Origin of the sequence: Azonexus sp. (assembly GCF_041909095.1) — a bacterium.
GTDB lineage: Bacteria > Pseudomonadota > Gammaproteobacteria > Burkholderiales > Rhodocyclaceae > Azonexus.
In genome coordinates this window covers 48,407-73,880 of record NZ_JAYREB010000006.1, presented here as the reverse complement: position 1 = coordinate 73,880, position 25,474 = coordinate 48,407, and the positions used below count along the sequence as shown (strand labels likewise).

23 protein-coding genes and 4 tRNA genes are annotated in these 25,474 nt (G+C 65.0%); 5 read left to right on the top strand and 22 right to left on the bottom strand.

Annotation, left to right across the window (positions count from 1 at the left end):
• Positions 1-45: 45 nt before the first annotated feature.
• Entirely contained in the window at positions 46-615 is a 570-nt protein-coding gene (locus ACE3OV_RS12510; protein WP_374327529.1) for a polymer-forming cytoskeletal protein, read from the bottom strand.
• A gap of 235 nt (positions 616-850) precedes the next feature.
• On the opposite strand from ACE3OV_RS12510, the gene ACE3OV_RS12505 reads away from it, so the two are divergent.
• From ACE3OV_RS12505 to ACE3OV_RS12495, 3 genes are read left to right on the top strand one after another with little or no spacing between them, the layout of a single operon-like run.
• Positions 851-2,254: a sensor histidine kinase gene (locus tag ACE3OV_RS12505; protein WP_374327528.1), complete on the top strand. Its 1,404-nt coding sequence runs from the start codon at positions 851-853 to the stop codon at positions 2,252-2,254.
• Positions 2,244-2,771 carry a permease gene (locus ACE3OV_RS12500; RefSeq protein WP_374327527.1) on the top strand — a complete coding sequence of 176 codons (528 nt, stop codon included), beginning with the start codon at positions 2,244-2,246 and terminating at the stop codon, positions 2,769-2,771. The genes ACE3OV_RS12505 and ACE3OV_RS12500 overlap by 11 nt, the downstream gene beginning before the upstream one ends.
• Entirely contained in the window at positions 2,768-4,156 is a 1,389-nt protein-coding gene (locus ACE3OV_RS12495; protein ID WP_374327526.1) for a sigma 54-interacting transcriptional regulator, read from the top strand. The genes ACE3OV_RS12500 and ACE3OV_RS12495 overlap by 4 nt, the downstream gene beginning before the upstream one ends.
• 41 nt (positions 4,157-4,197) lie before the next feature.
• Here the strand turns inward: ACE3OV_RS12495 and ACE3OV_RS12490 are convergent.
• The 8 genes from ACE3OV_RS12490 to tig form a co-directional block, all read right to left on the bottom strand.
• A tRNA-Arg gene (locus tag ACE3OV_RS12490) sits at positions 4,198-4,274 on the bottom strand.
• A gap of 50 nt (positions 4,275-4,324) precedes the next feature.
• Positions 4,325-4,401, bottom strand: a tRNA-Arg gene (locus ACE3OV_RS12485).
• A 144-nt stretch (positions 4,402-4,545) separates the two neighbouring features.
• Positions 4,546-4,621 (bottom strand) — tRNA-Val (locus ACE3OV_RS12480).
• A gap of 33 nt (positions 4,622-4,654) precedes the next feature.
• Positions 4,655-4,927, bottom strand: a complete 273-nt coding sequence (locus ACE3OV_RS12475; RefSeq protein WP_374327525.1) for an HU family DNA-binding protein — start codon at positions 4,925-4,927, stop codon at positions 4,655-4,657.
• A gap of 161 nt (positions 4,928-5,088) precedes the next feature.
• On the bottom strand, positions 5,089-7,503 hold the full coding sequence (gene lon / locus ACE3OV_RS12470) for an endopeptidase La (protein ID WP_374327524.1): 2,415 nt from the start codon (positions 7,501-7,503) through the stop codon (positions 5,089-5,091).
• 70 nt (positions 7,504-7,573) lie between these two features.
• Entirely contained in the window at positions 7,574-8,836 is a 1,263-nt protein-coding gene (gene clpX, locus ACE3OV_RS12465; protein ID WP_374327523.1) for an ATP-dependent Clp protease ATP-binding subunit ClpX, read from the bottom strand.
• A gap of 14 nt (positions 8,837-8,850) precedes the next feature.
• Positions 8,851-9,480 carry an ATP-dependent Clp endopeptidase proteolytic subunit ClpP gene (gene clpP, locus ACE3OV_RS12460; protein WP_374327521.1) on the bottom strand — a complete coding sequence of 210 codons (630 nt, stop codon included), beginning with the start codon at positions 9,478-9,480 and terminating at the stop codon, positions 8,851-8,853.
• A gap of 56 nt (positions 9,481-9,536) precedes the next feature.
• Positions 9,537-10,844, bottom strand: a complete 1,308-nt coding sequence (gene tig / locus ACE3OV_RS12455) for a trigger factor (RefSeq protein ID WP_374327520.1) — start codon at positions 10,842-10,844, stop codon at positions 9,537-9,539.
• Positions 10,845-11,009: 165 nt separating this feature from the next.
• Here tig and ACE3OV_RS12450 point away from each other — a divergent pair.
• Positions 11,010-11,085: transfer RNA gene (locus ACE3OV_RS12450), tRNA-His, on the top strand.
• Positions 11,086-11,154: 69 nt separating this feature from the next.
• Here the strand turns inward: ACE3OV_RS12450 and ACE3OV_RS12445 are convergent.
• From ACE3OV_RS12445 to ACE3OV_RS12415, 7 genes are read right to left on the bottom strand one after another with little or no spacing between them, the layout of a single operon-like run.
• Positions 11,155-11,862 (bottom strand): class I SAM-dependent methyltransferase, encoded by a 708-nt coding sequence (locus ACE3OV_RS12445; protein WP_374327519.1) that lies wholly within the window; start codon positions 11,860-11,862, stop codon positions 11,155-11,157.
• A 50-nt stretch (positions 11,863-11,912) separates the two neighbouring features.
• On the bottom strand, positions 11,913-12,863 hold the full coding sequence (locus ACE3OV_RS12440) for a phosphatidate cytidylyltransferase (RefSeq protein ID WP_374327517.1): 951 nt from the start codon (positions 12,861-12,863) through the stop codon (positions 11,913-11,915).
• Between the two features lie 5 nt (positions 12,864-12,868).
• Positions 12,869-13,489 (bottom strand): lysophospholipid acyltransferase family protein, encoded by a 621-nt coding sequence (locus ACE3OV_RS12435; protein WP_374327515.1) that lies wholly within the window; start codon positions 13,487-13,489, stop codon positions 12,869-12,871.
• Positions 13,490-13,495: 6 nt separating this feature from the next.
• Positions 13,496-13,933: a hypothetical protein gene (locus tag ACE3OV_RS12430; RefSeq protein WP_374327514.1), complete on the bottom strand. Its 438-nt coding sequence runs from the start codon at positions 13,931-13,933 to the stop codon at positions 13,496-13,498.
• Entirely contained in the window at positions 13,930-15,246 is a 1,317-nt protein-coding gene (locus ACE3OV_RS12425; RefSeq protein ID WP_374327513.1) for a phosphatase PAP2/dual specificity phosphatase family protein, read from the bottom strand. The genes ACE3OV_RS12430 and ACE3OV_RS12425 overlap by 4 nt, the downstream gene beginning before the upstream one ends.
• On the bottom strand, positions 15,243-16,994 hold the full coding sequence (locus tag ACE3OV_RS12420; protein ID WP_374327512.1) for a bifunctional alpha/beta hydrolase/class I SAM-dependent methyltransferase: 1,752 nt from the start codon (positions 16,992-16,994) through the stop codon (positions 15,243-15,245). Before ACE3OV_RS12420 ends, ACE3OV_RS12425 begins: the two co-directional genes overlap by 4 nt.
• Positions 16,991-17,602 carry a CDP-alcohol phosphatidyltransferase family protein gene (locus ACE3OV_RS12415; protein ID WP_374327511.1) on the bottom strand — a complete coding sequence of 204 codons (612 nt, stop codon included), beginning with the start codon at positions 17,600-17,602 and terminating at the stop codon, positions 16,991-16,993. Before ACE3OV_RS12415 ends, ACE3OV_RS12420 begins: the two co-directional genes overlap by 4 nt.
• Before the next feature lie 130 nt (positions 17,603-17,732).
• Between ACE3OV_RS12415 and ACE3OV_RS12410 the strand changes: the two genes are divergently transcribed.
• A complete protein-coding gene (locus ACE3OV_RS12410; RefSeq protein ID WP_374327510.1) occupies positions 17,733-19,190 on the top strand; it encodes an aminoacyl-histidine dipeptidase in 1,458 nt (485 codons plus the stop codon).
• A 25-nt stretch (positions 19,191-19,215) separates the two neighbouring features.
• On the opposite strand, the gene ACE3OV_RS12405 is transcribed toward ACE3OV_RS12410, so the two are convergent.
• The 6 genes from ACE3OV_RS12405 to dapC are packed head-to-tail and all read right to left on the bottom strand — an operon-like array spanning position 19,216 to position 25,351.
• Positions 19,216-20,082 (bottom strand): spermidine synthase-like protein, encoded by an 867-nt coding sequence (locus ACE3OV_RS12405; RefSeq protein ID WP_374327509.1) that lies wholly within the window; start codon positions 20,080-20,082, stop codon positions 19,216-19,218.
• Positions 20,083-20,091: 9 nt separating this feature from the next.
• Positions 20,092-20,988, bottom strand: a complete 897-nt coding sequence (gene prmB, locus ACE3OV_RS12400) for a 50S ribosomal protein L3 N(5)-glutamine methyltransferase (RefSeq protein WP_374327507.1) — start codon at positions 20,986-20,988, stop codon at positions 20,092-20,094.
• Positions 20,985-22,118 carry a succinyl-diaminopimelate desuccinylase gene (gene dapE, locus ACE3OV_RS12395; protein ID WP_374327505.1) on the bottom strand — a complete coding sequence of 378 codons (1,134 nt, stop codon included), beginning with the start codon at positions 22,116-22,118 and terminating at the stop codon, positions 20,985-20,987. Before dapE ends, prmB begins: the two co-directional genes overlap by 4 nt.
• Complete coding sequence (locus ACE3OV_RS12390; protein ID WP_374327503.1) at positions 22,118-23,302, bottom strand: PilT/PilU family type 4a pilus ATPase; 1,185 nt, start codon at positions 23,300-23,302, stop codon at positions 22,118-22,120. The genes dapE and ACE3OV_RS12390 overlap by 1 nt, the downstream gene beginning before the upstream one ends.
• Before the next feature lie 27 nt (positions 23,303-23,329).
• Positions 23,330-24,145, bottom strand: a complete 816-nt coding sequence (gene dapD / locus ACE3OV_RS12385) for a 2,3,4,5-tetrahydropyridine-2,6-dicarboxylate N-succinyltransferase (protein WP_374327502.1) — start codon at positions 24,143-24,145, stop codon at positions 23,330-23,332.
• A gap of 18 nt (positions 24,146-24,163) precedes the next feature.
• Positions 24,164-25,351: a succinyldiaminopimelate transaminase gene (gene dapC, locus ACE3OV_RS12380; RefSeq protein ID WP_374327501.1), complete on the bottom strand. Its 1,188-nt coding sequence runs from the start codon at positions 25,349-25,351 to the stop codon at positions 24,164-24,166.
• Between the last annotated feature and the right edge of the window lie 123 nt (positions 25,352-25,474).

Here is a 25,474-nt window from a genome sequence, read left to right as displayed (position 1 = left end):
GTCCCGCAGTCTACGAGGCTTCCCCTTAAATGACCAGTTTTGTGTTCAGGCTGAGAGTGCGTTCAATATCGGTGGGCTGCTCCTTTCTGCCGACAGGGCGTTGATGTCACCACACAATTCGCCGCCTTCGGCGATCACCAGCTTGCCGTAGCGGATTTTTCCGCTGACCCGGCCGGTGGCGTGGATGACCAGTTGTGAACGGGCGGTCAGTTCGCCATCGAAGCTGCCGTGGATTTCGGCCACGTCGATGCTGACCTTGCCGGAGAATGCACCCTTGTCGGCGATGCGGATGACCCGGCTGTCCATTGTCGCCTCCACCCGTCCTTCAACAACCAGCATGTCGCAGTCCAGGATTTCAGCGCCCTTGAGCTTGACGTCCGGACCGACAATGAGGCGGGCTCCCTTTTCCTTTTCGATGGATTGATCTTGTTGTGGTGTTGCCACTGCGAGGTTCGCGGTGGTGTTGGCGCTACTCGGTGCGACGGAAGCTTCCGGTTTGATGGCGGCTTCCGGGCGATTGACGCTAAGTGCGCCTGGGGTTGGCGTGCCGTTGCTGTCCCTGCGGTTGAGGCTGTTATTCTGAATTCCTGGTGCTGAACTGGATTTGATGAACATGTAGTCTCCTGGTAGGGGTCGGGGTTGTGCTTATTCCGTTGCGATAAGCGTGCCAGCTTTTTAAAACTCATTGGATTCATCAGGTTACGGGTATTTGTCAGCAATTCGCTTACACCGCTGTCGGTATTTGGCGACAGTTTTTTTGTGTGCTTCGCGGAAGTCCTTCAGGACAAGGGGATAGAATGTCGCTTCTTTCCGACACTGGTTTATGTTCATGATTCGACTGGGTTTTTAGATGAGGTGGCTGTCCTTTCGGCAGGGCTTGTTGGCCGGCTTCATGATCGTTGTGCTGCTGCTGGGTGGCGTCGGGATTCACGGCTGGTTGTTGCTTGAAGGCATGGTGGCGCAGAGCCGTGAGAGCAATGCCCAGGCCTTGCAACTGAGTACTGCGGTGCAGGCACTGGGCGAGCGCAGCGTCGATATCGAGCGGAGCGCCCGGCAATATCTGGTGCTCGGTGATGCCTTGCTGCGCGAACGTTTCGATGCCCATCTCGCCGGTGCGCTGGAGCAACTGCTGCGGATCGAGGCGATGCCGGCGGAAACCCTGGTTGTTTTGTCCGGACGCTGGCGGGAACAGGCCGGTCTGCTGCGCGACGGCATCGAGCAGACCCCGCCCCGCAACAATCTTGCCGAACAGCTCGATCGTCTGGCGGCACTCAACGACGAAATCCAGGTAGCGGCCAAACGCTGGATCGATGGTGGCAATGTTCGCCTGCTCGATCAACTGGAACGGCGTCGCGTCGAACTCGGTAGCCGTCTGGCGCTGGCGCTGCTGGGGGCCGTCCTGGTCGCCTTGGCGATGGGTTGGTGGCTGGTGCGTGCCGTGCGGCAACTGGAAAAGGCGATCGGCCGCCTGGGCGAGGGGCGTTTTGATGCTTCCATCGAAGTTAGTGGCCCGGCTGACTTGCGGCGGCTCGGCCGCCACCTCGACGGCTTGCGCAATCATCTGGCGGGTCTCGAGGCGGATCGCGAGCGGACCCTGCGCCATGTGTCGCATGAACTGAAAACCCCCCTGACGGCCCTGAAGGAAGGCATCGCCTTGCTCGCCGAGGAGGTGCCCGGCCCCTTGAGCGACGGTCAGCGCGAGGTGACGCGCATTCTCGGACACAAGGTGGATAGCTTGCAGTGCCAGATCGAGAGCCTGTTGCGACTGAATGCCGCGGTATTCGAAGCGCGCCGCCTGAATCTGCTCCAGGTCGATTTGCGCCAGGCCTTGTCGGAAGCTGCGCAGCGTCACGAATTGCGTGGCCAGGCACGCCAGGTCAGGATCGAGGTCGAAGCCGGGGAAGGGCGGGCCAGACTGGATCCGGGCAAGCTGGCGGTGATCCTCGATAACCTGTTGGCCAATGCCATCGATTTCAGTCCGCAGGGGGGGCTTGTCCGCCTGACGGCGCAGCGATTCAAGGGGGGCTGGCGCATCGTCTGCCGCGATCAGGGGCCGGGGGTCGCCCCCGAGGATGCGCAGCGCATTTTCGAGCCCTTCGTTCAGGGGCGCCGCGCTGCGCCAGTGGCCCGCGCCGGGAGCGGGGTCGGACTTTCCATTGTCCGGGAACTCGCGCAAGCGATGCGGGCCCGGATCAAGCTTGCCGACAGCGATGTCGGCGCCGTTTTCCAACTGGATTTGCCGGATGAAAAATAGACTTTCCTGTCTGATGCTTTTGCTGGCCTCCTTGGCCGGTTGTGCCAGTGCGCCGCCGACCACGGTTTATCTTTCACCCGAAGAGCGGGCCTCGGCGCTCGACGCCACCCTCGAGTATCGTCAGGCGCTGGTCGGCATGAGCGGCAACGAACTGTCCCGCGAGCGCGCCGAACTGGCGGCCCGCAATGCCGACCCGGAGGCGCAGATGCGCCTGGCCCTGTTGCATCTGCTGCCGCGCCAGGGCAATGTCGAACTGGCCCGGCCGCTTGCCTTGCTCGAATCGGTTCTGAAGTCGTCCCGTCCCGGGGCGCTGGCCTTGCAGCCGCTGGCGCGCCTGCTGGTCGAGCAGTTGAATGAAAGACAGCGCCAGGAAGGCGCGCTGGACCGACAGGCGCAGCAACTGAAGGAAAGCCAGAAAAAGGTCCAGGAGCTGCAGGAGAAGATCGATCGGCTCGCCGAGATCGAGCGCAGCCTGCCGCAGCGACCCGCGCTGCCGGCAGCGGGGAGTGCGCGATGAGCCGCGCCGGCGCCGTCGGCGCGCATGTCCTGATCATCGATGACGATGAAGATATCCGCCGGCTGCTGACCATGCGCCTGCATGCCCGGGGATTCCGGGTCACCCCGGCAACGTCGGCCGAAGAGGGGCTGGCCAGCATCGCCGTCGATCCGCCGCGACTGGTGGTCAGCGATATTCGCCTGCCCGGCCGCGATGGCTTGTCGCTGTTCGAAGAGTTGCGGACGACCCGGCCCAGTCTGCCGGTGATCCTGCTGACCGCGCACGGTACCATTCCCGATGCGGTCGAGGCGACCTCGCGCGGGGTTTTCGGTTACCTGACCAAGCCCTTCGACAGCCAGACGCTGCTCGCCAAGATCGATCAGGCGCTGCTCGTTTCCGCCGCCCCCGAGGCACAGCCGCAGCCAACGGACGATGGGCGCTGGCTGGAGGACATCGTCTATCGCAGCACCAGCATGGCCGAGTTGCTGGCCGATGCCCGGATGGTGGCTGCTTCCGACGCCAGCGTCCTGATCCGCGGCGAAAGCGGGACCGGCAAGGAAGTCCTGGCGCGCGCCATTCACCGCGCCAGTGCGCGCGCCCAGGGGCCTTTCGTCGCCATCAACTGCGGGGCGATTCCCGAGCCGCTGCTCGAATCGGAGTTGTTCGGTCATGTCCGCGGTGCCTTCACCGGCGCTGCCAGTGCCCGCGGCGGGCTGGTTCAGGCCGCTCACGGTGGTACCCTGTTCCTCGACGAGATCGGCGACATGCCGCTGGCGCTGCAGGTCAAGCTGCTGCGCGTCCTGCAGGAGCGGGTGGTGCGTCCGGTGGGCAGCACCAGCGCCGAACCGGTGGACATCCGCCTGCTCTCGGCAACCCATCGCAATCTGGAGACGGCGATGGCGCAGGGGCAGTTCCGTGAGGATCTCTACTACCGGCTCGACGTCGTCTCGCTGACCCTGCCGCGCCTCGAGGAGCGACGCGAGGACATTCCGCTGCTGGCGGCGCACTTCCTGCGCAAGCTGGCCGAGAAATACGGCAAGCCGATCAGCGGCTTCGCGCCTGACGCGCTGGAGGCGCTGGCGACCGCTGGCTGGCCGGGAAACGTGCGGCAGTTGCTGAATGTCGTCGAGCAGTGCTGTGCCTTGTGCTCGACGCCCTTGATCCCGGCATCCCTGGTCCAGCGTTCCTTGCGGGTGCCGGCCATGGAGGCCCTGAGCTACGCCGAGGCCAAGCGGCGCTTCGAACGGGATTACCTGGTCCGCCTGCTCAAGCTGACCGATGGCAGCGTCGCCGACGCGGCGCGCATCGCCGATCGCAACCGTACCGAGTTCTACCGCCTGCTGCAGAAGTACGATCTGACGCCGGCGATGTTCCGCGGCGTGGAAACCGGCAATGCGCCGGATTGAGGCGAAAAAAAAGCACCGCGATTGCGGTGCCTGCTTCGTTTTGGCGCGCCCGGAGCGATTCGAACGCCCGACCCCTTGGTTCGTAGCCAAGTACTCTATCCAACTGAGCTACGGGCGCGCTGTCTTACGAAGCTGGATTTTCCCTAAGGTCAATCCACAGTTTCTGAATGGCGCGCCCGGAGCGATTCGAACGCCCGACCCCTTGGTTCGTAGCCAAGTACTCTATCCAACTGAGCTACGGGCGCGCTGTCAGAGCCGCGCATTATACGGGCGTGGAGCCAGATTGCAAGGGGTTTTCGCAGAAAGGGCGGAGTTTATCGTCCGCTGGGCGGGGCGCGGTTGATGCCGCCGCTGAAATGAAAAACCCCGCCTTGGGCGGGGTTTTGAATTGGTGGGTGCTGACGGGGTCGAACCGCCGACATTCGCCTTGTAAGGGCGACGCTCTACCAACTGAGCTAAGCACCCGTCTGCGCCTGGCGCAGAAGGAGCGGCAGTATATCAGTTAACCGCGTCCTTGAGACCCTTGCCGGCGCGGAATTTCGGGGACTTGGCAGCCTTGATTTCCAGGCTCTTGCCGGTACGCGGGTTGCGGCCGGTACGGGCGGCGCGCTCACCGACGTAGAAGGTACCGAAACCGATCAGGTTGACGCTGTCGCCTTCCTTCAGGGCGCCCTTGATGGCGTCAACGGCGGCGTCCAGCGCACGGCCTGCGGCGGCCTTGGAAATATCGGCGGCGGCAGCGATCTGATCGATCAGTTCAGTCTTGTTCATGTAGATCCCCTAGTGGAAGTTTGGAGTGGTGAAAATTCCGTGAGGGGCGATTTATATCCCCCCCGAAATCCTTGTGTCAAGCGGATTCTGAGCCGATCGACCGAGGTTTCGAGGGGGCTGCCGATGGCGGTTTTTTGCCATCGGCATCCGGTCTTTTAAAATCAATGGGTAAGGACCGTCTTGCTGACCGGGTCGTCGCTGCCGGTCGCCAGTCCGGGCGCCGCTTCGCCAGTGTCGGGCAAGGCTTGCGGCAGGCTTTCCAGGGCACGTTCGAGCACCTGATCGATCCATTTCACCGGCACGATCTCGATACGGTTCTTGAGATTTTCCGGCATCTCGGTCAGGTCCTTGGCGTTCTCTTCCGGGATCAGCGCCGTCTTCAGGCCGCCGCGCACGGCCGCCAGCAGTTTCTCCTTGAGGCCGCCGATGGCCAGCACTTCGCCGCGCAGCGTGATCTCGCCGGTCATGCAGACGTCGCAACGCACCGGGATGCCCGTGTAGGACGAAACCAGCGCCGTGGTCATGGCGATGCCTGCCGACGGGCCGTCCTTGGGCGTGGCGCCTTCCGGAACGTGGATGTGGATGTCGGTCTTCTCGAAGATCTCGTCCTTGATGCCGAGGCGACGGGCGCGGGCGCGCACGACCGAGCGGGCGGCTTCGACCGATTCCTTCATGACGTCGCCGAGCGAGCCGGTGCGGATGATGTTGCCCTTGCCCGGCATGTTGGCGCACTCGATGGTGAGTAGTTCGCCGCCAACCTCGGTCCAGGCCAGACCGGTGACCTGGCCAACCTGGTTTTCCTTTTCGGCCATGCCGAAGGTGTAGCGATGCACGCCGAGGTACTTGTCGAGATTGCGCGCGTTGACCGTGATCTTGCTGTCGCGGGCCTTGAGCACCAGGGTCTTGACGACCTTGCGGCAGATCTTGGAGATTTCACGTTCCAGCGCCCGCACGCCGGCTTCCCGGGTGTAGTAGCGGACGATGTCGCGGATCGCGCTTTCGGCGACGATCAGTTCGGTCTTCTTGACGCCGTTATTCTTCATCTGCTTGGGCAGCAGATAGCGCATCGCGATGTTGACCTTCTCGTCCTCGGTGTAGCCGGAGAGTCGGATCACCTCCATGCGGTCGAGCAGCGGCGCCGGGATGTTCAGCGTGTTGGCGGTGGCGACGAACATCACGTCGGAGAGGTCGAAATCGACTTCGACGTAGTGATCCTGGAAGGTGTTGTTCTGTTCCGGGTCGAGCACTTCGAGCAGCGCTGAAGACGGGTCGCCGCGGAAATCCTGGCCGAGCTTGTCGACTTCGTCGAGCAGGAACAGCGGGTTACGCACGCCGACCTTGGTCAGACTGTTGAGAATCTTGCCCGGCATCGAGCCGATGTAGGTACGGCGGTGACCACGGATTTCGGCTTCGTCACGGACGCCGCCGAGCGCCATGCGCACGAACTTGCGGTTGGTCGCCTTGGCGATCGACTGGCCGAGCGAGGTCTTGCCGACGCCCGGGGGGCCGACCAGGCAGAGGATCGGCGCCTTGACCTTGTCCACGCGCTGCTGCACGGCGAGGTACTCGACGATGCGTTCCTTGACCTTTTCGAGGCCGAAGTGGTCGGCGTCGAGGATCTTCTCGGCAGCGCGCAGGTCCTTGCTGATGCGCGTCTTCTTGCGCCAGGGCAGGCCGATCAGCGTTTCGATGAAATTGCGCACGACGGTGGCCTCGGCCGACATCGGCGACATCAGGCGCAGCTTTTTCAGCTCGCCCTGGGCCTTGGTCAACGCTTCCTTGCTCATGCCGGCGGCGGCGATCTTCTTGTCGAGTTCTTCCAGGTCGGCGCCATCCTCGCCTTCGCCAAGTTCCTTCTGGATCGCCTTGACCTGTTCGTTCAGGTAGTACTCGCGCTGGCTCTTTTCCATCTGCCGCTTGACGCGGCCACGGATGCGCTTCTCGACCTGCAGGATGTCGATTTCGGCTTCAAGTTGGGAGAGCAGGCGGTCGATGCGTTCGCGGACGTTGTCCATTTCCAGCACTTCCTGCTTCTGCTCGATCTTGAGCGGCAGGTGAGCGGCGATGGTGTCGGCCAGGCGGCCGGCGTCCTCGATGCCGGTGATCGACGAGAGGACTTCCGGCGGGATCTTCTTGTTCAGCTTGACGAACTGGTCGAACTGGGCGACGACGGCGCGGCGCATCGCCTCGATCTCGTGGTCTTCGGTGCCCGATTGCTTGAGCAGCAGCGCGGTGGCCATGAACACCGAGGACTGGACATCGATCGCTTCGATGCGGGCGCGCTGGGTGCCTTCGACCAGCACCTTGACGGTGCCGTCGGGCAGTTTGAGCATCTGCAGGATGTTGGCCAGGCAACCGATGCTGTAGAGGTCTTCGGCTTCGGGTTCATCCTTGGCGGCCGACTTCTGCGCCACCAGCATGATCTGCTTGCCGGACTCCATGGCCATTTCGAGGGCCTTGATCGACTTCGGGCGGCCGACGAAAAGCGGGATCACCATGTGCGGAAAGACCACGACGTCGCGCAGCGGCAGCAGCGGCAGTTCGAGGGTTTCCGGGAGTGTGTTGGGGTTCGACATCAGTGTGCCTTTGAAATGGGGTTGAGCCCCCTAGATGGGGGCGGGAAACCGGATTTCAAGAACCCCCGGCTCAGTTCGAGCCGGAGACCTTGGGCTGGTCGGCGTAGATCAGCAACGGCGGGGTGTCACCGTTGATCATGTTTTCGTCGATGACGACCTTTTCGACATTTTCCATGCCGGGGAGTTCGTACATTACGTCGAGCAGGGCGTGTTCCATGATCGAGCGCAGGCCGCGGGCGCCGGTCTTGCGCTCGAGCGCCTTCTTGGCGATGGCGGTAAGGGCGGCCGGGCGGATTTCCAGGTCGACCTCTTCCATGTTGAACAGCTTCTGGTATTGCTTGACCAGCGCGTTCTTCGGCTCGGTCAGAATCTGGACGAGGGCGCTTTCCTCGAGTTCCTGCAGCGTTGCGACCACCGGCAGGCGGCCGATCAGTTCCGGGATCAGGCCGAACTTGATCAGGTCTTCCGGTTCGACGTCGAGCAGGATCTTGCCGACTTCCTTGCCGTCGTCCTTGCTCTTCACTTCGGCGCCGAAGCCGATGCCGCCACGTTCGGAGCGGTTGCGGATGACCTTTTCCAGGCCGGCGAAGGCGCCGCCGCAGATGAACAGGATGTTGGTGGTGTCGACCTGGACGAAGTCCTGGTTCGGGTGCTTGCGCCCACCCTGCGGCGGGATCGAGGCGGTCGTGCCTTCGATTAGCTTCAACAGCGCCTGCTGCACGCCTTCACCCGAAACGTCGCGGGTGATCGACGGGTTGTCCGACTTGCGCGAAATCTTGTCGATTTCGTCGATGTAGACGATGCCCTGCTGCGCCTTCTCGACATCGTAGTCGCACTTCTGCAGCAGCTTCTGGATGATGTTCTCGACGTCTTCACCGACGTAGCCGGCTTCGGTCAGCGTGGTGGCATCGGCCATCACGAAGGGGACGTTGAGCATGCGCGCCAGGGTCTGGGCGAGCAGCGTCTTGCCGGAGCCGGTCGGGCCGATCAGCAGGATGTTGCTCTTCGACAGTTCGACGTCGCCGGTGTTCTTCGTGGTGTGGCGCAGGCGCTTGTAGTGGTTGTATACGGCGACCGCCAGGATGCGCTTGGCGACTTCCTGGCCAATCACGTACTGGTCGAGGATGGCGCTGATCTCGCGTGGCGTCGGCAGGTCGGAGCGACCGGCCTTGGCCGATTCCTCCGGCAGTTCGTCGCGGACGATGTCATTGCACAGGGCGATGCATTCGTCGCAGATGAACACCGACGGGCCGGCAATCAGTTTCTTGACTTCATGCTGGCTCTTGCCGCAAAACGAGCAATAAAGCAGTTTTTCCTGGCCGTCCTTCGACATCCGATTCTCCTCGATCAAGCCGCTTCGCGGCGCGTCAGCACCTTGTCAATCAAACCATATTCCATGGCCTCGGTCGAGGACATGAAGTTGTCGCGATCGGTATCCTTTTCCAGGCGTTCCAGCGGCTGGCCGGTGTGCTCGGCCATGATGCGGTTCAGTTTGTCCTTGATCGACAGGATTTCCCGGGCGTGGATCGCGATGTCCGACGCCTGGCCCTGGAAGCCGCCTAGCGGCTGGTGAATCATCACGCGTGAGTTGGGTAGCGCGAAACGCTTGCCCTTGGTGCCGGCGCAGAGCAGGAAGGCACCCATCGAGGCGGCCTGGCCGATGCACAGCGTCGACACGTCAGGCTTGATGAACTGCATCGTGTCGTAGATCGACATGCCGGCAGTGACCGAGCCGCCGGGCGAGTTGATGTAGAAGTAAATGTCCTTGTCCGGATTCTCGGCTTCCAGGAACAGGAGTTGGGCGACCACCAGATTGGCGCTGGCGTCGTTGACCGGGCCAACAAGAAAGATCACCCGCTCCTTCAACAGGCGCGAATAGATGTCGTACGCGCGTTCGCCGCGTCCGCTCTGTTCCACCACCATCGGGACCAGGCCGAGTGCCTGCGGATCCCAGTTGCTTGCGTTGTCGATCATCATGTTGGCCCTTGTCTGTCGCGTTTGATACGTCTGTCGGTTTTCTGACGAAGAACGGCTTACTGCTGTTGCTGGCTCATCAGTTCATCGAAAGCCACGGCCTTGTCGGTGACCTTGGCCTTGCCGAGGACCCATTCGACCACGTTGTTCTCGATGGCGACGCCCTCGACATCGCTCAGGCGCTGCGGTTGAGCATAGTACCAACGGATCACTTCTTCCGGCTGTTCGTAGCTGGCGGCCATGTCTTCGACCATGGCGCGGACCTGCTCCGGCTTCGCCTGGAGGTTCTCCGTCTTCACCACTTCAGCAAGGATCAGGCCAAGCGTGACGCGACGCTTGGCGTTCTCGGCGAACCACTCCGGCTGCAGCGGCATGTCCTTCGCCTTCATGCCGCGCTGTTCCATGTCCTGGCGGGCGGCCTGCATCAGGCGCTGGATTTCCATGTCAACCAGTGCGTTCGGGATGGCGATCGGGTTGGCCTTGAGCAGGGCGTCCATCACCTGGTCCTTGAGGCGGGCCTCGATGCGGCGCTTCACTTCGCGCTTCAGGTTGGCTTCGACTTCGGCGCGCATCTTCTCGACATCGCCGTCGGCAACGCCCATCTGCTTGGCGAAATCAGCATCGACTTCCGGCAGGCGCGGCGCCTGGACCTGCTTGACGGTGATTTCGAACTGCACGGTCTGGCCGGCCAGATCCTTGGCGTGGTAGTCCTCGGGGAAGGTCAGGTCGAAAGTCTTGCTCTCGCCGGCCTTGCTGCCTTCGACGGCGTTTTCGAAATCGGGCAGCATCATGCCCTGGCCGAGGACGAAGGGGTAATCGGTGGCGGAACCGCCAGCGAAGGCGACGCCGTCCTTCTTGCCGGTGAAGTCGATGACGACGCGGTCTTCCTTCGCGGCGCCACGCTCGGCATTGTCGTAACGGACGCGCTGCTTGCGCAGGATGTCGAGGGTCTTGTCGATTTCGGCGGCGCCGACTTCCAGCGTCGGGCGCTCGATTTCGGCGGTCGACAGGTCGCCCGGCACGAATTCGGGATAGACCTCGAAGACGGCGGTGAATTCGATGTGTGTGGTGCTTTCGGTAGCCTTCGGTTCGAGGCGCGGATAGCCGGCGACCAGCAGCTTCTGCTCGCTCACCGCGGTGCCGAAGGCGCGGTCCAGTTGCTCGGACAGCACTTCATGGCGGGCCTGGTCGCCGTATTGCTGCTTGACCATGGCGAACGGCACCTTGCCCGGACGGAAGCCCGGCACCTTCATGTTGCGGCCCATGCGCTTCAGACGCGGCTCCATTTCCTTCTCGACATCGGCGATGGCGATGGAGAGGTCGATGCGACGTTCGAGTTCGTTGGCTTGTGCGGTAGTAGCTTCCATGAATTTTCCTTGTGCTTGAGGCGCCAAAAAATAAAGCTGGTAATCATATCACGGCGAACCGCACGCGCATTGCGCCAAGTGTGCTGAAACGCCGCTGCGAGAGATTTGCAAAAGCCTGTAGACAGCCACGGCGACAGGCCTTACAATGCGCGCCTTCCTGCAGCGGCGGCTGTAGCTCAGTTGGTAGAGTCCCGGATTGTGATTCCGGTTGTCGTGGGTTCGAGCCCCATCAGTCGCCCCAGAATTCGAAAGCCCGTACATCGTCAGATGCACGGGCTTTTTCCTTTGCAGCGAGCGGATTCAGCCGGATTCAGCGCTTGACCAGCAGGTCGACACGTTGTGGCGGGTGGAAGGTGGCGCCTTCCGTGGTCATGAAGGATTCGAACTTCGCCTTGACCGCGGCGTAGAGCTCCGGCGACAGCGCGTGGTCGGTGTGGGTGACGCGGATCATCCGGCGGTCGAACTGCTCGAAATTCTCGAAATAGCTGCGGGTCTTGAAGAAGAGCTGGCGTTCGAGCGCCAGCGGGCCTTGGTCGACGGCGCGGCAGAGCGCGGCGAAGGCGGCTTCGCGGACCGTCTTCTCGTCGTGGAAGAGGCGGAACACCTCGTTCATTTCGCCGGCGTAGACCGGTTCGGAGATCCAGGCCAGGCCGCCCGGCTTGAGGACGCGCGCGACTTCGGCCAGCGCCTGGTCCATCAGCGCAAGCGGCACATGGTGCAGCGACTTCAGCATCAGCACGATGTCGAAGCTGGCGTCGGCGGCCGGGATCGCTTCGGCGCCGCCATGGATGAAACTGACCTGGGGCAGGTCGGTGATGGCGAGGTTCTTTTCGTGCTGGATGGTGTCGACTTCGAGGGCGACGATTTCGCCGATCCTGCCGGTTTCGGCCAGGGTGCGGGTTTTTTCGGCCCGGCCGCAGCCCAGTTCGAGAACACGGGCGCCGTCGAGCGGCAGGTTGTCGAGCATCAGCCTGACTTCGTTGACCAGGGTGTCTTGCGAGGGATCGGCGATACGCATGCTTGGTGGCGAGGGATGGTTGGCGAACTGCTGGATTTTAACCGAAGGCTTCAGGGCACCCACCAGTAGCGGACGATGTGGAAGAAGATCGGTGCCGAGAAGCTGATCGAGTCGACGCGATCGAGCATGCCGCCGTGCCCTTCGATCATCGACCCCCAGTCCTTGAGGCCGCGGTCGCGCTTGATCGCCGACAGCACGAGGCCGCCGAAGAAGCCGAAGAGGTTGACGCAAAGCGCGACCAGCGCCGCCTGCCAGGGCGCGAACGGGGTGATCCACCAGAGCGCGGCGCCGAGCGCGGTCGAGGTGAGGACGCCGCCGAGCAGCCCCTCGACCGTCTTCGACGGCGAGATGCCAGGGGCCAACGGATGGCGGCCGAGCAGCTTGCCCCAGATGTACTGGAAGACATCGCTCGATTGCACGGTGAGGACCAGGAAGGCGATCAACTGCAGGTTGCGTCCGGCGAACTCCGGAATCTCCAGCGTCAGCAGCGCCGGCACGTGCGACACGCAATAGACGCAGATCATCAGGCCCCACTGCACCTTGGCCGCGCGCTCGAAGAAGCGTTTGGTGTCGGCGCCGAGGGTCGCCGAAATCGGCAGCAGCAGGAAGGCATAGACCGGGATCAGGATCGAGAACAGGCCGTACCAATCGACGGCGATCAGCGCGTACTGCAGCGGCAGGAAGAAAAAGAAGCTCCAGACCAGGGCGCCGTGATCGCCGCTGCGCGTGTAGGTGACCGAGATGAACTCGCGCAGCGCCTGGAAGGAAATGAAGGCGAATAGCAGGATGACGCCGCCGCGGCCGATCCAGAAGGCGATGGCGAGGACGCCCACCATGACCCACCAGGCGTTGATGCGGGCGTTCAGGTTGGCGATCAGCGCGCTGCCGGCCAGTGGGCCGCGCCAGGCGAGGGCGCCGCCGATGCTGCTGGCGAGCAGGAGGAAGGCGGCGACGCCAGCGAAGATCAGGCGCAGCGTCGAGGTCGGATCGAGGTCGGTCATGCTCATCACTCGCTGGCCGGCGCCAGCGCCAGCAAGGCGTCGCGGCAACGCGACAGGAAGGCGCTGCGGGGCTCGCCGGCCTGCAGCCGGAGCGGCGGACCGAAGCTCAGCGAGCACAGCAGCGGGACCGGGATCAGCGATCCCTTGGGCATGGCGCGGCCGAGGTTCTCGATCCACACCGGGACGAATTCGACCTCCGGCCTGGCCAGCGCCAGATGGTGGATGCCGCTCTTGAACGGCAACAGGCCGTCGCCCAGGTTGCGCGTGCCTTCCGGAAAGAGGATCAGCGATTCGCCGGCCGCCAGCGGCGCCAGCATGGTCGCCAGGGGATCGTCGCGTGGCCCCGGTCGGCGGTCGATCAGGACGCCGCGAAAAACCCGCTCGATCAGGTAACGGCGCAGGCGGCCGCGCAGCCAGTAATCGGCGCCGGCGACCGGGCGGGTCAGCGCGCGCAGCGCCCCCGGCAGGCTGGCCCAGATCAGCAGGAAATCGCCATGGCTGCGATGGTTGGCGAAATAGACGCGGGCCGCGGGCGAGGGCGCGTTGTCGAGCCAGACGGCGCGCACGCCGGTGACGGTCTTGGCGAACTGGCACAGGGCGGCGGCGAGGAAGCGTTCGAGAGACATGCTCGTTCAGTGAAGTGACAGGAGAAGCACGGCGCTGCTGGCAGCGAGCCATTGTGCCGCAAATGCCTGGCCTTGGCGGAGGAGCAGGGCTCGGGCGCCGGCAACGCGTGCAGCGAGCGGTCGCCCGGGATCGCCGACCGGCCAGCCGAGACGATTCAGCGCGGTGTCGAAGGCGGCGAGCGCGCTTGTCGTATCTTCGTCGGCAGCGTCGGCCCAGTGGGCGAAGAGCGGGCGGTCGAAAGCGAGGCGCAGCGCACAATAGCCCTCGAGCAGGCCGAGCAGGACGCTGGCGGCGAGTGCCGCGGCGCTCGCCGCCGTCACCTGGGGCAGCAGCAGGGCGGCCAGCGCGAGCAAGGCCAGCGGCCGGCTCCAGGCGTCAATGCGGCCGGCGGCGGCGCAGATGGCGCCGCCGATCGCGGTGAGCTGGCGGTCTTCCGGGCTCATGCGGGTTCGCTCCCGGCGGCGTCCAATTGCGCCAGGCTCGTTCGCCAGCCGTCGCCGAGCACGATCTGCGGGCGCTGCTCGCGGATCAGGCGGATCGCCGCCTCGGTGTCGGCGGCCAGGCCGCTCAGCTTCAGCCAGGCAGCGACCGCCGCCGCGCTACGTGAATAGCCGAGGGCGCAGGCGACCAGGACCGGGCCGTCGGCGACCCGTCGGGCAATTGCGTGGGCCGCCGCGCCCAGGACTTCCGGCGTCGCCGGCACCAGGTCGAGGCAGGGATGGACGTGGTGTGGCGTGGCGAGGCGCGGCGCCGGCAGCTCCGCGCTGAGGTCGACCAGGGCGCGGAAGCCGCCGTTGGCGTAGCTGGTGTGGTCGGGCATGCGGCCGAGCCAGACGGCGCCGGCGATATGCACCGGCGCGGGGTGGCGCCGTGTCCACCAGCGCGAATTGAGCCAGGCGGCGAACTGGTAGGGCGCCAACAGCCAGCGCGCGGCCAGGCTGTGGCCGCCGGCCTGCTTCTGGAAACCGGCGCTGCCCGCCCATGCGTAGTTCCAGGCGACCAGCAGCAGCGACAGCGCCGGCCAGGCAAGGAGCAGCGCCAGGTCGCCGAAGCCGATGGCGGCCGCCAGCAAAGCCACCGCAGCAGCGGCGTAAAGTGCCGCCAGCCGGAAGTGGCCGGCATCGGCGGCGCGCCGCAGCGGCGAGCGCAGGCCGGCTTCCGGCAGCAGCCAGAGACAGAAGAGGCCGAGCGCGGCGCCGGTCGGGACGTCGATGAAATGGTGCTGCCAGGTGGTCAGCACGGAAATCCCGATGAGCAGCGCCCAGCCGTGCACCAGCAGGCGCCCGGGGCGGGCCAGCGGCAATTTGGCGAACTGGAACCAGATCAGGACGAGCAGGGCGATGTGCAGCGACGGCGCCTGGTTGTAAGGCTGGTCGAAGGCACTCAGGGCGGTGAACATGGCGCCCGCCAGGCCGTCGGTGGCTGGGCGGGCGAAGGCGAAGCGCAGCGGGAAGGCGAGAAAGCAGGCGACGGCGATCACTTGCGCGGCAAGCAGGCGCTGGCCGTGCCGGTCGACGGCGCGGGCGTCGCGGCAGCAGAGGAAGGACAGCCCGTAGAGGAGATCGATCGACCAGTAGGGAACGATGGTCCAGGGCAGGAAGGGCAATTGCCTTTCCCAGGCGAAATACAGGCTGGCGACCGCCTCGCGGCTGGCCGCCAGCTGGTTCGCCTGGCCGTAGCTGAGAAAGAAGAAGGGGCCGAGGAAGAGCAGCCAGAGCAGGCTGCGCTTCCAGGGCAGCGGCGGCTTGCCGTTCATGCCGGCCGGCGGCGGGCGAGCGAGACGGTAAAGATGCCCCAGGCGTCGATGCGCTGCTCGATCTTCTCGAAGCCGGCGTCGCTGACCAGCTGGTCCATTTCCGCCTGGGTGCGGCGGCGCATCACCCAGGCCTCGCCGTCGCGGTGGCTAGTCAGGGCGCGGGCGATCAGTTCGAGCTGCGGATGCCAGGGCTGGCCGGTATAGATCAGGTAGCCGCCCGGCGCGATGGCGTCGGCCATGCCGGCCAGCGAGGCGGCGACCCGGTCGTTGTCGGGGAACAGCTCGTAGAGCCCGGAGACGATGCCGAGCGTCGGCGCCGGCGTCACCGCCGCCACCGAGGCGCGGTCGAAGGCGTCGCCGCGCTCGAAGCGGGCGATGTCGGTCAGGCCCTTGGCGGCGATCAGGGCGCTGCCCTGGTCTACGTTGAGCGGGCTGAAATCGCGCAGCAGGACGGATTCCGGGCGCGGTGCGTCGGCCAGCGCTTCCAGCACGTAGCGGCCGTGGCCAGCGGCGATGTCGAGGATGCGCAGCGGCTGGCCCTCCGCCTGCAGGCGGCTGAGCGCCACGCGCAGCAGTTCCTCGATGTTGAGCTTGCGCTGGCGGATGCCGCGCCAGCCGATGGCGTCGAGGTAGTTGCGGTCGATCAGCCGGCCAAGCGGGCCGCGGCCGGTCGGCGTGTTGCGGTAGACGTAGTCGAGGGTGCTGCCGGAATCGAAGCCGGTGCGATGGCCGAGCGCGACGCCGGCGGAGAGCAGGCCGCCCAGCTTCATGCCGAGGCGGTAGAAGGCCCAGTACAGGCCGCGCGGGCTGAACAGGGAGAGCGGGCGGGCAAGCGCCTGCGCCTCGTCGAAGGTCGGCCCCTGGCGGTGCGCCTGGCGCAGGTCGGGGCGCGACCAGGGCTGCGAGAACTGGCGCAGGATAAAGCTGCGCGCCAGCGAGGTCGCGACGTGGCGATCCTTCTCGCCGAAGGTGTCGTGGTAGAAGCCGTCGAGGACGTGCTTCTCCTTGGCACTCGTGCCCAGACGCTCGAAGAACTGATGCTGCGGCGCGTGATGGACGACCCAGTCGGCGCCGGAGACGAGGAGCTGGGTCGGCACGGTGATCGCCTGCGCGTCGGCGACGACGCGGTCGGCCGCCTCGTAGAGGGCGAGCAGGATGTTGACCGAGATCGGCCGCGAAATCTGCGGGTCGCTGTCGTAGGACGCCTGGCGCGCCGGATCGTGGGTCAGGAACTTCGACTTGACGTAGCTGTTGACGAAGAAATTGCCGCGCAGCGCGCGCAGCAGGCGCAGTCCGGGGCGGGCGAAGGGAACGTAGAGCTTGACCTTGAAGGCCGGCGAGGCGAGCACCAGGCAGCGCACGCGCGGCGCGTAGTCGTGGGCCCAGGTGCTGATCAGCACGGCGCCGACGCTCTGCGCCAGCACCGCCATGTCTTGCTCGGCCACGCCCCAGGTGTCGCGGATGTGTTCGATGAAGGTCTGCACGTCGCGCACCGATTGCCCGAAGCTCGGCGAATCACCGCGTGGCCCAGGCGAGTTGCCGTGGCCGCGGGCGTCCCAGGCGTAGAAGTCGAAATCGGGCAGGTCGAGTTCGTCGACCAGGTGCGCCATGCGCCCACCGTGTTCGTGGCCGCGGTGGAAGAGGACGACGGCGCCGCGACGTTGCGGCGCGACGGCGGGCCAGCGGCGGTAGAAGAGGGCGCTGCCGTCGCTGCAGGGGAAGTGGTGGTTTTCGGCGATTCGGGTCATGAGGTGATGGCGGCGATGCCGCTGCGGATGCGGTTGACGATGTTCAGCGCGATGCCGGCGGCAGCCAGCGGCATCAGCCAGAAAACGGCTGCCGGCAGGCTGCCGGCGAGGCCGAGCCAGAAGCCCAGGCAGCCGAACAGGAAGGCGCGGTCGCTCTTGCCGAGCGGGCCGTCGTACTGGCGCGGCGCGCCGACCATGGGGCCGAGCGCGCCGGCCATTTCGGAGAGTGCGGCAAGGAAGACGACGGCGCCGATGCTCGCCCAGCCGAACGGCGGGATGAGGACGAAAGGCAGGTAGAGCGCGGCGTCGGAGACGACGTCGCTCAGTTCGTTGAGGTAGGCGCCGAGCGGCGATTGCTGGCCGAACTCGCGGGCCAGCATGCCGTCCAGCGCGTTGAGCGCCATGCGCAGGAACATCCAGGCCGGCAGCAGCAGGAAGAGCTGCGGCGCGCTCGCACCGAACAGATAAAGAACGCCGCCGAGCAGCAGCGACAGCAGCATCGCCGCCACGGTCACGGCGTTGGCGGTGACGCCGAGTTTCGCCAGGTGGGTGGCGAGCGGGCGCAGCAGGTTCTGGAAGGCGGGTTTGAGCTGGTAAATCGAGATCATCGGAAGAGGTCCGGCTAGTGCGCCGGGATTGTACGTCAAAGGCATAGAACATTGGTTTATTGATAATCGGCCGTACTTCACCGCCAGCTGGGCATTGGTTAAGCTGCCGCTTTTGCCCGGATTTTTGCCCATGTCGCAGCCCGAACTTTTCTCCCGCCTGCAGCCGCTTGCCGTCTGGCGGCATTTCGCCACGCTCTGCGCGACGCCGCGCGCTTCCAAGGCCGAAGCCGCGCTGCGCGACCGGCTGCTGGCCTGGGCTGGCGAAAGATCGCTGGCGGCCAAGGTGGATCGCGCCGGCAACCTGATCCTGAAGAAGCCGGCGACGCCCGGCTGCGAAAACGTGCCGACTGTCGTCCTGCAGGCGCACCTGGACATGGTCTGCCAGAAGAACGCCGACAGCGCTCACGATTTTTCCCGCGACCCCATCGTCCCCGAACTGCGCGACGGCTGGCTGGTCGCCGGGCAGACGACGCTGGGCGCCGACAACGGCATCGGCGTGGCGCTGATCCTCGCTGCGCTGGAAGACGAAACGCTGCGCCACGGCCCGCTGGAGGCGCTGCTCACCGTCGACGAAGAGGCCGGCATGGGCGGCGCCCGCGGCCTCGAACCTGGGCAGATCGACGCGTCCTTGATGCTCAACCTCGATACCGAGGCCTGGGGTGAGTTCTACCTCGGTTGCGCCGGCGGGCTTGACGTCGATGTCCGGCGCGATGGCGAAGCGGAAGCGCTGCCGGCCGGCTGGACGGTGCGCCGGATTGCGCTGCGCGGCCTGCGCGGCGGTCATTCCGGCGTCGATATCCACGAGGAACGCGGCAACGCGATCAAGCTGCTGGTCGGCGTGCTGCACGACCTGGCCGGCGTCATGCCTTACCGGCTGGTCTCGCTGCACGGCGGTTCGGCGCGCAACGCGCTGCCGCGCGAAGCCTTCGCCGTGCTCGCCTTGCCTGACGCCGCTGGGCTCGATGCCTGGCTGGCGACGCAGCAGAGCGCGCTGCGCGAACTGCTGCGCGGCGTCGACGATGGTGTTGCTTTGAGTGCGGAAACGGCGGCAGCGGATTCCGTGATGGCCGGCGCGGAACAATTCACCTGGCTCGCCTCGCTGCACGCCGCGCCGCACGGCGTCAAACGCGTCAGCCGGCAGGTGGCGGGCGTTGTCGAAACCTCGAACAACCTCGGCATCGTCGAGCTGACGCCGGCTGCCGGCTACTGCAATTTCATGGTCCGCTCGCTGGTCGACCGCGCCGCCGACGCGCTCGCCGACGAGATCGTCAGCCTGTTCGCGCTGTCCGGCACCGCCGCCGAAAAATCCGGCCAGTACCCGGGCTGGCAGCCGAACCCGGATTCGGCGCTGCTGCGTACCTGCCAGACGGTGTTCAGGCGCGATTTCGGTGGCGAATCGAAGGTCCAGGTGATCCACGCCGGCCTCGAATGCGGGCTGATCGGCGCCCAATACCCGGGCCTCGACATCGTCTCCTTCGGGCCCACCATCCACGGCGCGCACGCGCCGGGCGAGCGGGTCGAGGTGGCGTCGGTGGCGCGCTGCTGGCAGTTGCTGCGGGCGATCCTCGGCGAAATCGCCGGCGCTTGAGCTCCGCTCGCCGGGCGCGGCCGGTTCAGCGGCCGCGGATCGCCTCGCGCCGGGCGAAGCCGAGCTTGGCCGAGCGTTCCATCTTCTGCGTGAAGGCCGGGAAGTCGAGGCCGAGGCGGGCGCGCAATTCCTTGGCGTGGTTGTGCAGCCAGCGCCAGCGCGGTTCGAAGTACTTTTCCTTGAACGCGTAGAGGATGTGGTTGCCGTCGTCGGGCACCGAGATGACGATCACCCGGTCGTCGAAAACGTGCATCACCTCGCCGATCAGCCCGGCGTAGGTCTCCTTGTCGCCGGCCAGGTTGACCACCAGCACGCCGTCACCGGAGAGTTTGGCGAAGGCGCTTTCGAAGAACTGGCGGTTGGCCAGTTCCGGCGCGTAGCCGCTGCGGTCGAAGGCGTCGACCAGCAGCGCGTCGATGCCCTTGTCGGCCTGCGCGATGAACTCGGCGCCGTCGCCCTCGACGATCTGCAGGCGTTCGTCGTCCGCCGGCACGAAGAAGGCGTCGCGCAGCGCGATCACGTCAGGGTCGAGTTCGACGGCGGTGATGTGCACGCCGGGCAGTCGGCGGTGGCAGAACTTGACGATCGAGCCGCCGCCCAGCCCGATCATCACGATGCGTTTCGGGCGCGGGTGGAAAAGCAGGAAGCCCATCATCTTCTGCGTGTAGCGCAGCGCCAGGTCGTGCGGTGTCTTCAGCGCCATCTCGCTTTGCATCAGGCGGACGTTGAAGTAGAGATAGCGCGACTTGCCGTCGTCGATGACGAAAGGCTTCGGGTAGCTTTCGTCGAGCAACTGGGCGCGGAGTTCGCCGGCCCGCGCCCAGGCAGGCTCGAGCATCATGACCGTGCCGGTTTCGATCTCGAACGGGCTGGGGATTTCGTAGAGTTTCAAACCCGCGTCTTAGTCCGGCAAGTCCGCCGCGTTGAGCATGAACACGTATTCGTCGCCGGCGGCGGTGTCGAGCCAGGTGAAGGGCAGGTCGGGGAAAGCGGCTTCGAGCGCGGCGCGGTTGTGGCCGATCTCGACGACGAGGATGCCGTCTTCGCTCAGGTGCTGTTTCGCTTCGGCAAGGATGATGCGCGTGAAGTCGAGGCCGTCGTCGCCGGAGCCGAGCGCCATTTCCGGCTCGTGCAGGTATTCCGGCGGCAGCGCATCGACGGCTTCAGCATTGACGTAGGGCGGGTTGGAGATGATCAGGTCGTAGCGTTTCCCCGCAAGCTTGGCGAAAGCGTTGGAATGGACCGGATGCACGCGCTCGCCCAGATGGTAGTCGGCGATGTTGCGTTCGGCGACGGCGAGCGCGTCTGTCGACAGGTCGACGGCATCAACCTGGGCGTTGGGGAAATTCAGCGCCAGCTTGATCGCCAGGCAGCCGGAGCCGGTGCACAGGTCGAGCGCATTTTCCACCGCCCACGGGTCGGCGACCCACGGCGCCAGTTGTTCGTCGAGCAGTTCGGCGATGAAGGAACGCGGCACGATGACGCGCTCGTCGACGTAGAAACGGTCCTCGCCCAGCCAGGCCTCGTTGGTCAGGTAGGCGGCGGGCAGGCGGTCCTGGCAGCGGCGGCTGTAGAGGTCGAGCAGGCGGACCCGCTCGTCCGGCAGCAGGCGCGCGTCAAGGAAGGGTTCGAGGCGGTCGAGCGGCAGGTGCAGCGTGTGCAGCGTCAGGTAAACCGCTTCGTCCCAGGCGTTGTCGCTGCCGTGGCCGAAGAATAGCTGGGCGGCGTTGAAGCGGCTGACCGCGTAGCGGATGAAGTCGCGGACGGTGATCAGTTCGTGCTGGGCGTGGGCGGTCATGCGAGGAGGATTTTTTCCAGGATGCGGCGGTAGATCGCCGAGAGTTGCGCCGGGGCGTCGACGGCGATGCATTCGTCGATCTTGTGGCTGGTCGCGTTGGACGGTCCGATTTCCAGCAACTGGCCGCAGATCGGCGCGATGAAGCGGCCGTCCGAGGTGCCGCCGGTGGTCGACAATTCGGTTTCGATGCCGCAAACGGCGCGGATCGCTTCGACCGCCGCGTCAGCCAGCGGGCCGCGGCCGGTGAGGAAGGGGCGGGCGCCGAGCGTCCACTTGATTTCGTATTCCAGCCCGTGTTGGTCGAGAATCGCGCACAGGCGCTGCTGCAGGCCTTCCGGCGTGCTGGCGGTGGAGAAGCGGAAGTTGAACTTGATCTCCAGTTGGCCGGGGATGACGTTGGTCGCGCCGGTGCCGCCGTGGATGTTGGAAATCTGCCAGGTCGTCGGCGGGAAGTATTCGTTGCCCTGATCCCACTCGGTCGCCGCCAGTTCGGCGATGGCCGGCGCCGCCTGGTGGATCGGGTTGCGGCCCTTTTCCGGGTAGGCGATGTGGCACTGGATGCCCTTGACGTTGAGCACGCCGGAGAGCGAGCCGCGACGCCCGTTCTTGATCATGTCGCCGAGCGTGTTGACCGAGGTCGGCTCGCCGATGATGCAGTAGTCGAGTTGTTCGCCACGCGCCTGCAGGGTTTCGGTGACGGCGACGGTGCCGTCGTTGGCGTCGCCTTCCTCGTCCGAGGTGAGCAGAAAGGCGAGCGAACCGGGATGCTCCGGGTGCGCCGCGACGAAGGCCTCGACGGCGGTGACGGCGGCGGCGACGCCGGTCTTCATGTCGGCGGCGCCGCGGCCATAGAGCTTGCCGTCACGGATTTCCGGGGCGAACGGTGGGCTGGTCCATTTTTCAAGCGGGCCGGTCGGTACGACGTCGGTGTGGCCTGCGAAGACGAACAGCGGCGCGCTAGTGCCACGGCGCGCCCAGAGGTTACGGGTGCCGTTGCGGTTCAGCCATTCGAGGGTGAAGCCGATGGCACCGAGATGGGCGCCGAGAATGTCCATGCAGCCGGCGTCGTCGGGCGTGACGGACGGGCACGCCATGATCCGGCGTGCCAGTTCGAGGGTGGGATCGGTCATCAGTGGGTTTCGTCTTCGTCAGCGAGACTGAGCTGGAATTCCTTGAACGAGGTACCGCCTTCGTTGGTGCTGTCGAATTCGAGGCTGATGTCGGGCTTCTTCTCTTCCTTGCCGGAGTTGTTATTGAACTCGGAGTTGTTGATCAGCCACGACAGGTTGGTCGGCGAATCGGCGTTGGCCAGGGCTTCGTCGAGGGTGATCGTGCCTTCGTGATAAAGGCGGAAGAGATCCTGCTCGAAGGTCTGCGATCCCGGTGCCAGCGTCTGCTCCATCGCGTCCTTGATGCCCTGGACTTCGCCGCGCTCGATCAGTTCGCTGATGTGGCGCGTGTTGAGCATGATTTCGCAGGTCGGCAGACGCTTGCCTTCCGGGCTGCGCACCAGGCGTTGCGAGACGATGGCGCGCAGGGAGACCGAGAGGTCGAGGAAGAGTGCCGGCCGGTTTTCCAGCGGGAAGAAGCTGATGATGCGGTTCAGTGCATGGTAGGAGTTGTTGGCGTGCAGTGTTGCCAGACAGAGGTGGCCGGTCTGGGCGTAGGAGATCGCCGCCTGCATGGTGTCACGGTCGCGGATTTCGCCGATCAGGATGCAGTCCGGTGCCTGGCGCATTGCGTTCTTCAGCGCAGAGCCCCAGTCGTGCGTGTCCATGCCGATTTCGCGCTGGTTGACGATCGACTTCTTGTGCTTGAACAGGAATTCGATCGGGTCCTCGACGGTCAGGATGTGGCCGGCGCGCGTCGAGTTGCGATGGTCGAGCATCGAGGCGATGGTCGTCGATTTGCCGGAGCCGGTGGCGCCGACGATCAGGATCAGGCCGCGCTTCTCCATGATCAGCTCGCCGAGCAGGGGCGGCATGCCGAGCGTGTCGAGCGCCGGGATGTTGCCGAGGATGAAGCGGACGACGATGCCGATCGAACCGCGCTGGCGGAACAGGTTGATGCGGAAATTGCCGACCTGCGGCACACCGAACGAGAGGTTCATCTCGTTGGTGGCCTCGAAGGTCTTGGCCTGATCCTCGTTCATCAGTTCATAGGCGATCTTCTCGATCATGTCGGGCAGCATGATCTGCTGGTTGACCGGCATGGTCGTACCCTGAATCTTGATGTGGATCGGCGTGCCGGCGGAAATGAAGATATCCGATGCCTGTTTTTCCGACATCAGCTGGAACAGTTTGTCGAGGATCATGGCAAGACCTCTTTCGCGAAAGGGTAGTTAGGCGCGCAACAGTTCGTTGATACTGGTCTTCGAGCGCGTCTGGGCGTCGACCTTCTTGACGATGATAGCCGCATACAGGCTGTAACGGCCATTATCCTTGGGCAGCGAGCCGGAAATCACGACCGAACCCGGCGGGATGCGGCCGTAGGTGATTTCGCCGGTTTCGCGGTCGTAGATCGGCGTGCTCTGGCCGATGTACACGCCCATCGAGATCACCGAGTTCTCGCCGACGACGACGCCTTCGACGACTTCCGAACGGGCGCCGATGAAGCAGTTGTCTTCGATGATGACCGGGCCGGCCTGGATTGGTTCGAGCACGCCGCCGATGCCGACGCCGCCGGAGAGGTGCACGTTCTTGCCGATCTGCGCGCAGCTACCCACCGTGGCCCAGGTGTCGACCATGGTGCCTTCATCGACGAAGGCGCCGATATTGACGAAGGAGGGCATCAGCACGACGTTCTTCGCGATGTGCGAACCCTTGCGCGCGAAGGCGCCGGGCACGACGCGGAAGCCGCCGGCCTTGAACTGTTCCTCGCTCCAGCCCTGGAACTTGGTGTCGACCTTGTCGTAGAAGCGCACGTCGCCGGCTTCCTGGACGCGGTTGTCGCGGGTGCGGAAGGAGAGCAGCACGGCCTTCTTGGCCCACTGGTTGACCACCCATTCGCCACCCACCTTTTCGGCGACGCGCAGCTTGCCGCTGTCCAGTTCATTGATAACGGCTTCGATGATAGCGATGGCTTCTGCAGACTGAGTAGTCAACTCGGCGCGCTTTTCCCAGAGTTCATCGATGCTGAATTGAAGTGCGATGCTCATTTGGCGGGTCTCTCTTGGTTACAGTTGTTGTGTGAATTGAACGATGCGGCGGCTGGCTTCCAGGCATTCCTCCAGGCCGGCGACCAGGGCGATGCGGACGAAGCCGGCACCCGGGTTGACGCCCTGGGAGTCACGGGCAAGGAAGCTGCCGGGCAGTACTACGACATTATAGTGTTCGAGCAGGCCGCGGGCGAATTCGGGATCGGCAATCGGCGTTTTTGCCCACAGGTAAAAACTTGCGTCCGGCATGCCGGTACCGAGCGCCGTAGCGATCAGCGGCGTGCAGGCGGCGAATTTCTCGCGGTACTGGTTGCGGTTCTCGAGCACGTGCGCCTCGTCGTTCCAGGCGGCGACCGAGGCGGCCTGCACCGGAGGTGCCATGGCGCAGCCGTGGTAGGTGCGGTAGAGCAGGAAAGCCTTGAGCAGTTTCGCGTCGCCGGCGACGAAACCGGAACGCATGCCCGGCACGTTAGAGCGCTTCGACAGGCTGGAGAACATCACCAGCCGGTCGAAATTGCGGCCGAGCAGTTTCGCCGCCTGCAGGCCGCCGATCGGCGGGTTGGCTTCGTCGAAATAAATTTCCGAATAGCATTCGTCGGAGGCGATGACGAAACCGTACTTGTCGGACAACGCGAACAGCGTCTTCCAGTCGTCAAGCGACAGCACCTTGCCGGTCGGGTTGCCCGGCGAACAGACGTAGAACAGTTGCACGCGCGCCCATTCTTCCGGCGTCAATTGCGCGTAGTCGAAGGCGAAGCCGTTTTCCGGCAGGTTGTTCAGGAAGCGCGGCTCGGCGCCGGCCAGGTAGGCCGCGCCTTCGTAGATCTGGTAGAACGGGTTGGGGCTGACGACGATCGGCTTGCCCTGGCTGGGGTCGATCAGGGCCTGGGCGAAGGAAAACAGCGCTTCGCGCGAGCCGTTGACCGGCAGGATTTCGCTTTCCGGATCGACCGTGATGCCGTAGCGCCGGGCACACCAGTTGCCGATCGCCTGACGCAGCGCCGGGATGCCCTGCGTCGTCGGGTAGTTGGCCAGGCCGCGCAGATTGGCATGCAGCGCGTCCATGATGAACTGTGGCGTCGCATGCTGCGGTTCGCCGATCGACAGCTTGATTTCACGGTACTGCGGATTGGGCGTGATGCCGGCGAACAAGGCGCGCAGCTTTTCAAAGGGGTAGGGCTGGAGTTGGGCGAGATGGGGATGCACGGGATGGGTTTTCGTGACTGCCAAAAGCGGCAATTATCGCTGAAATCGGCCAGGCTGGGACGTGCTCGCGCGCCGACAGCACGGCCGGATGACGGTGCTATCATACGGCCCCCGATGTGGCGG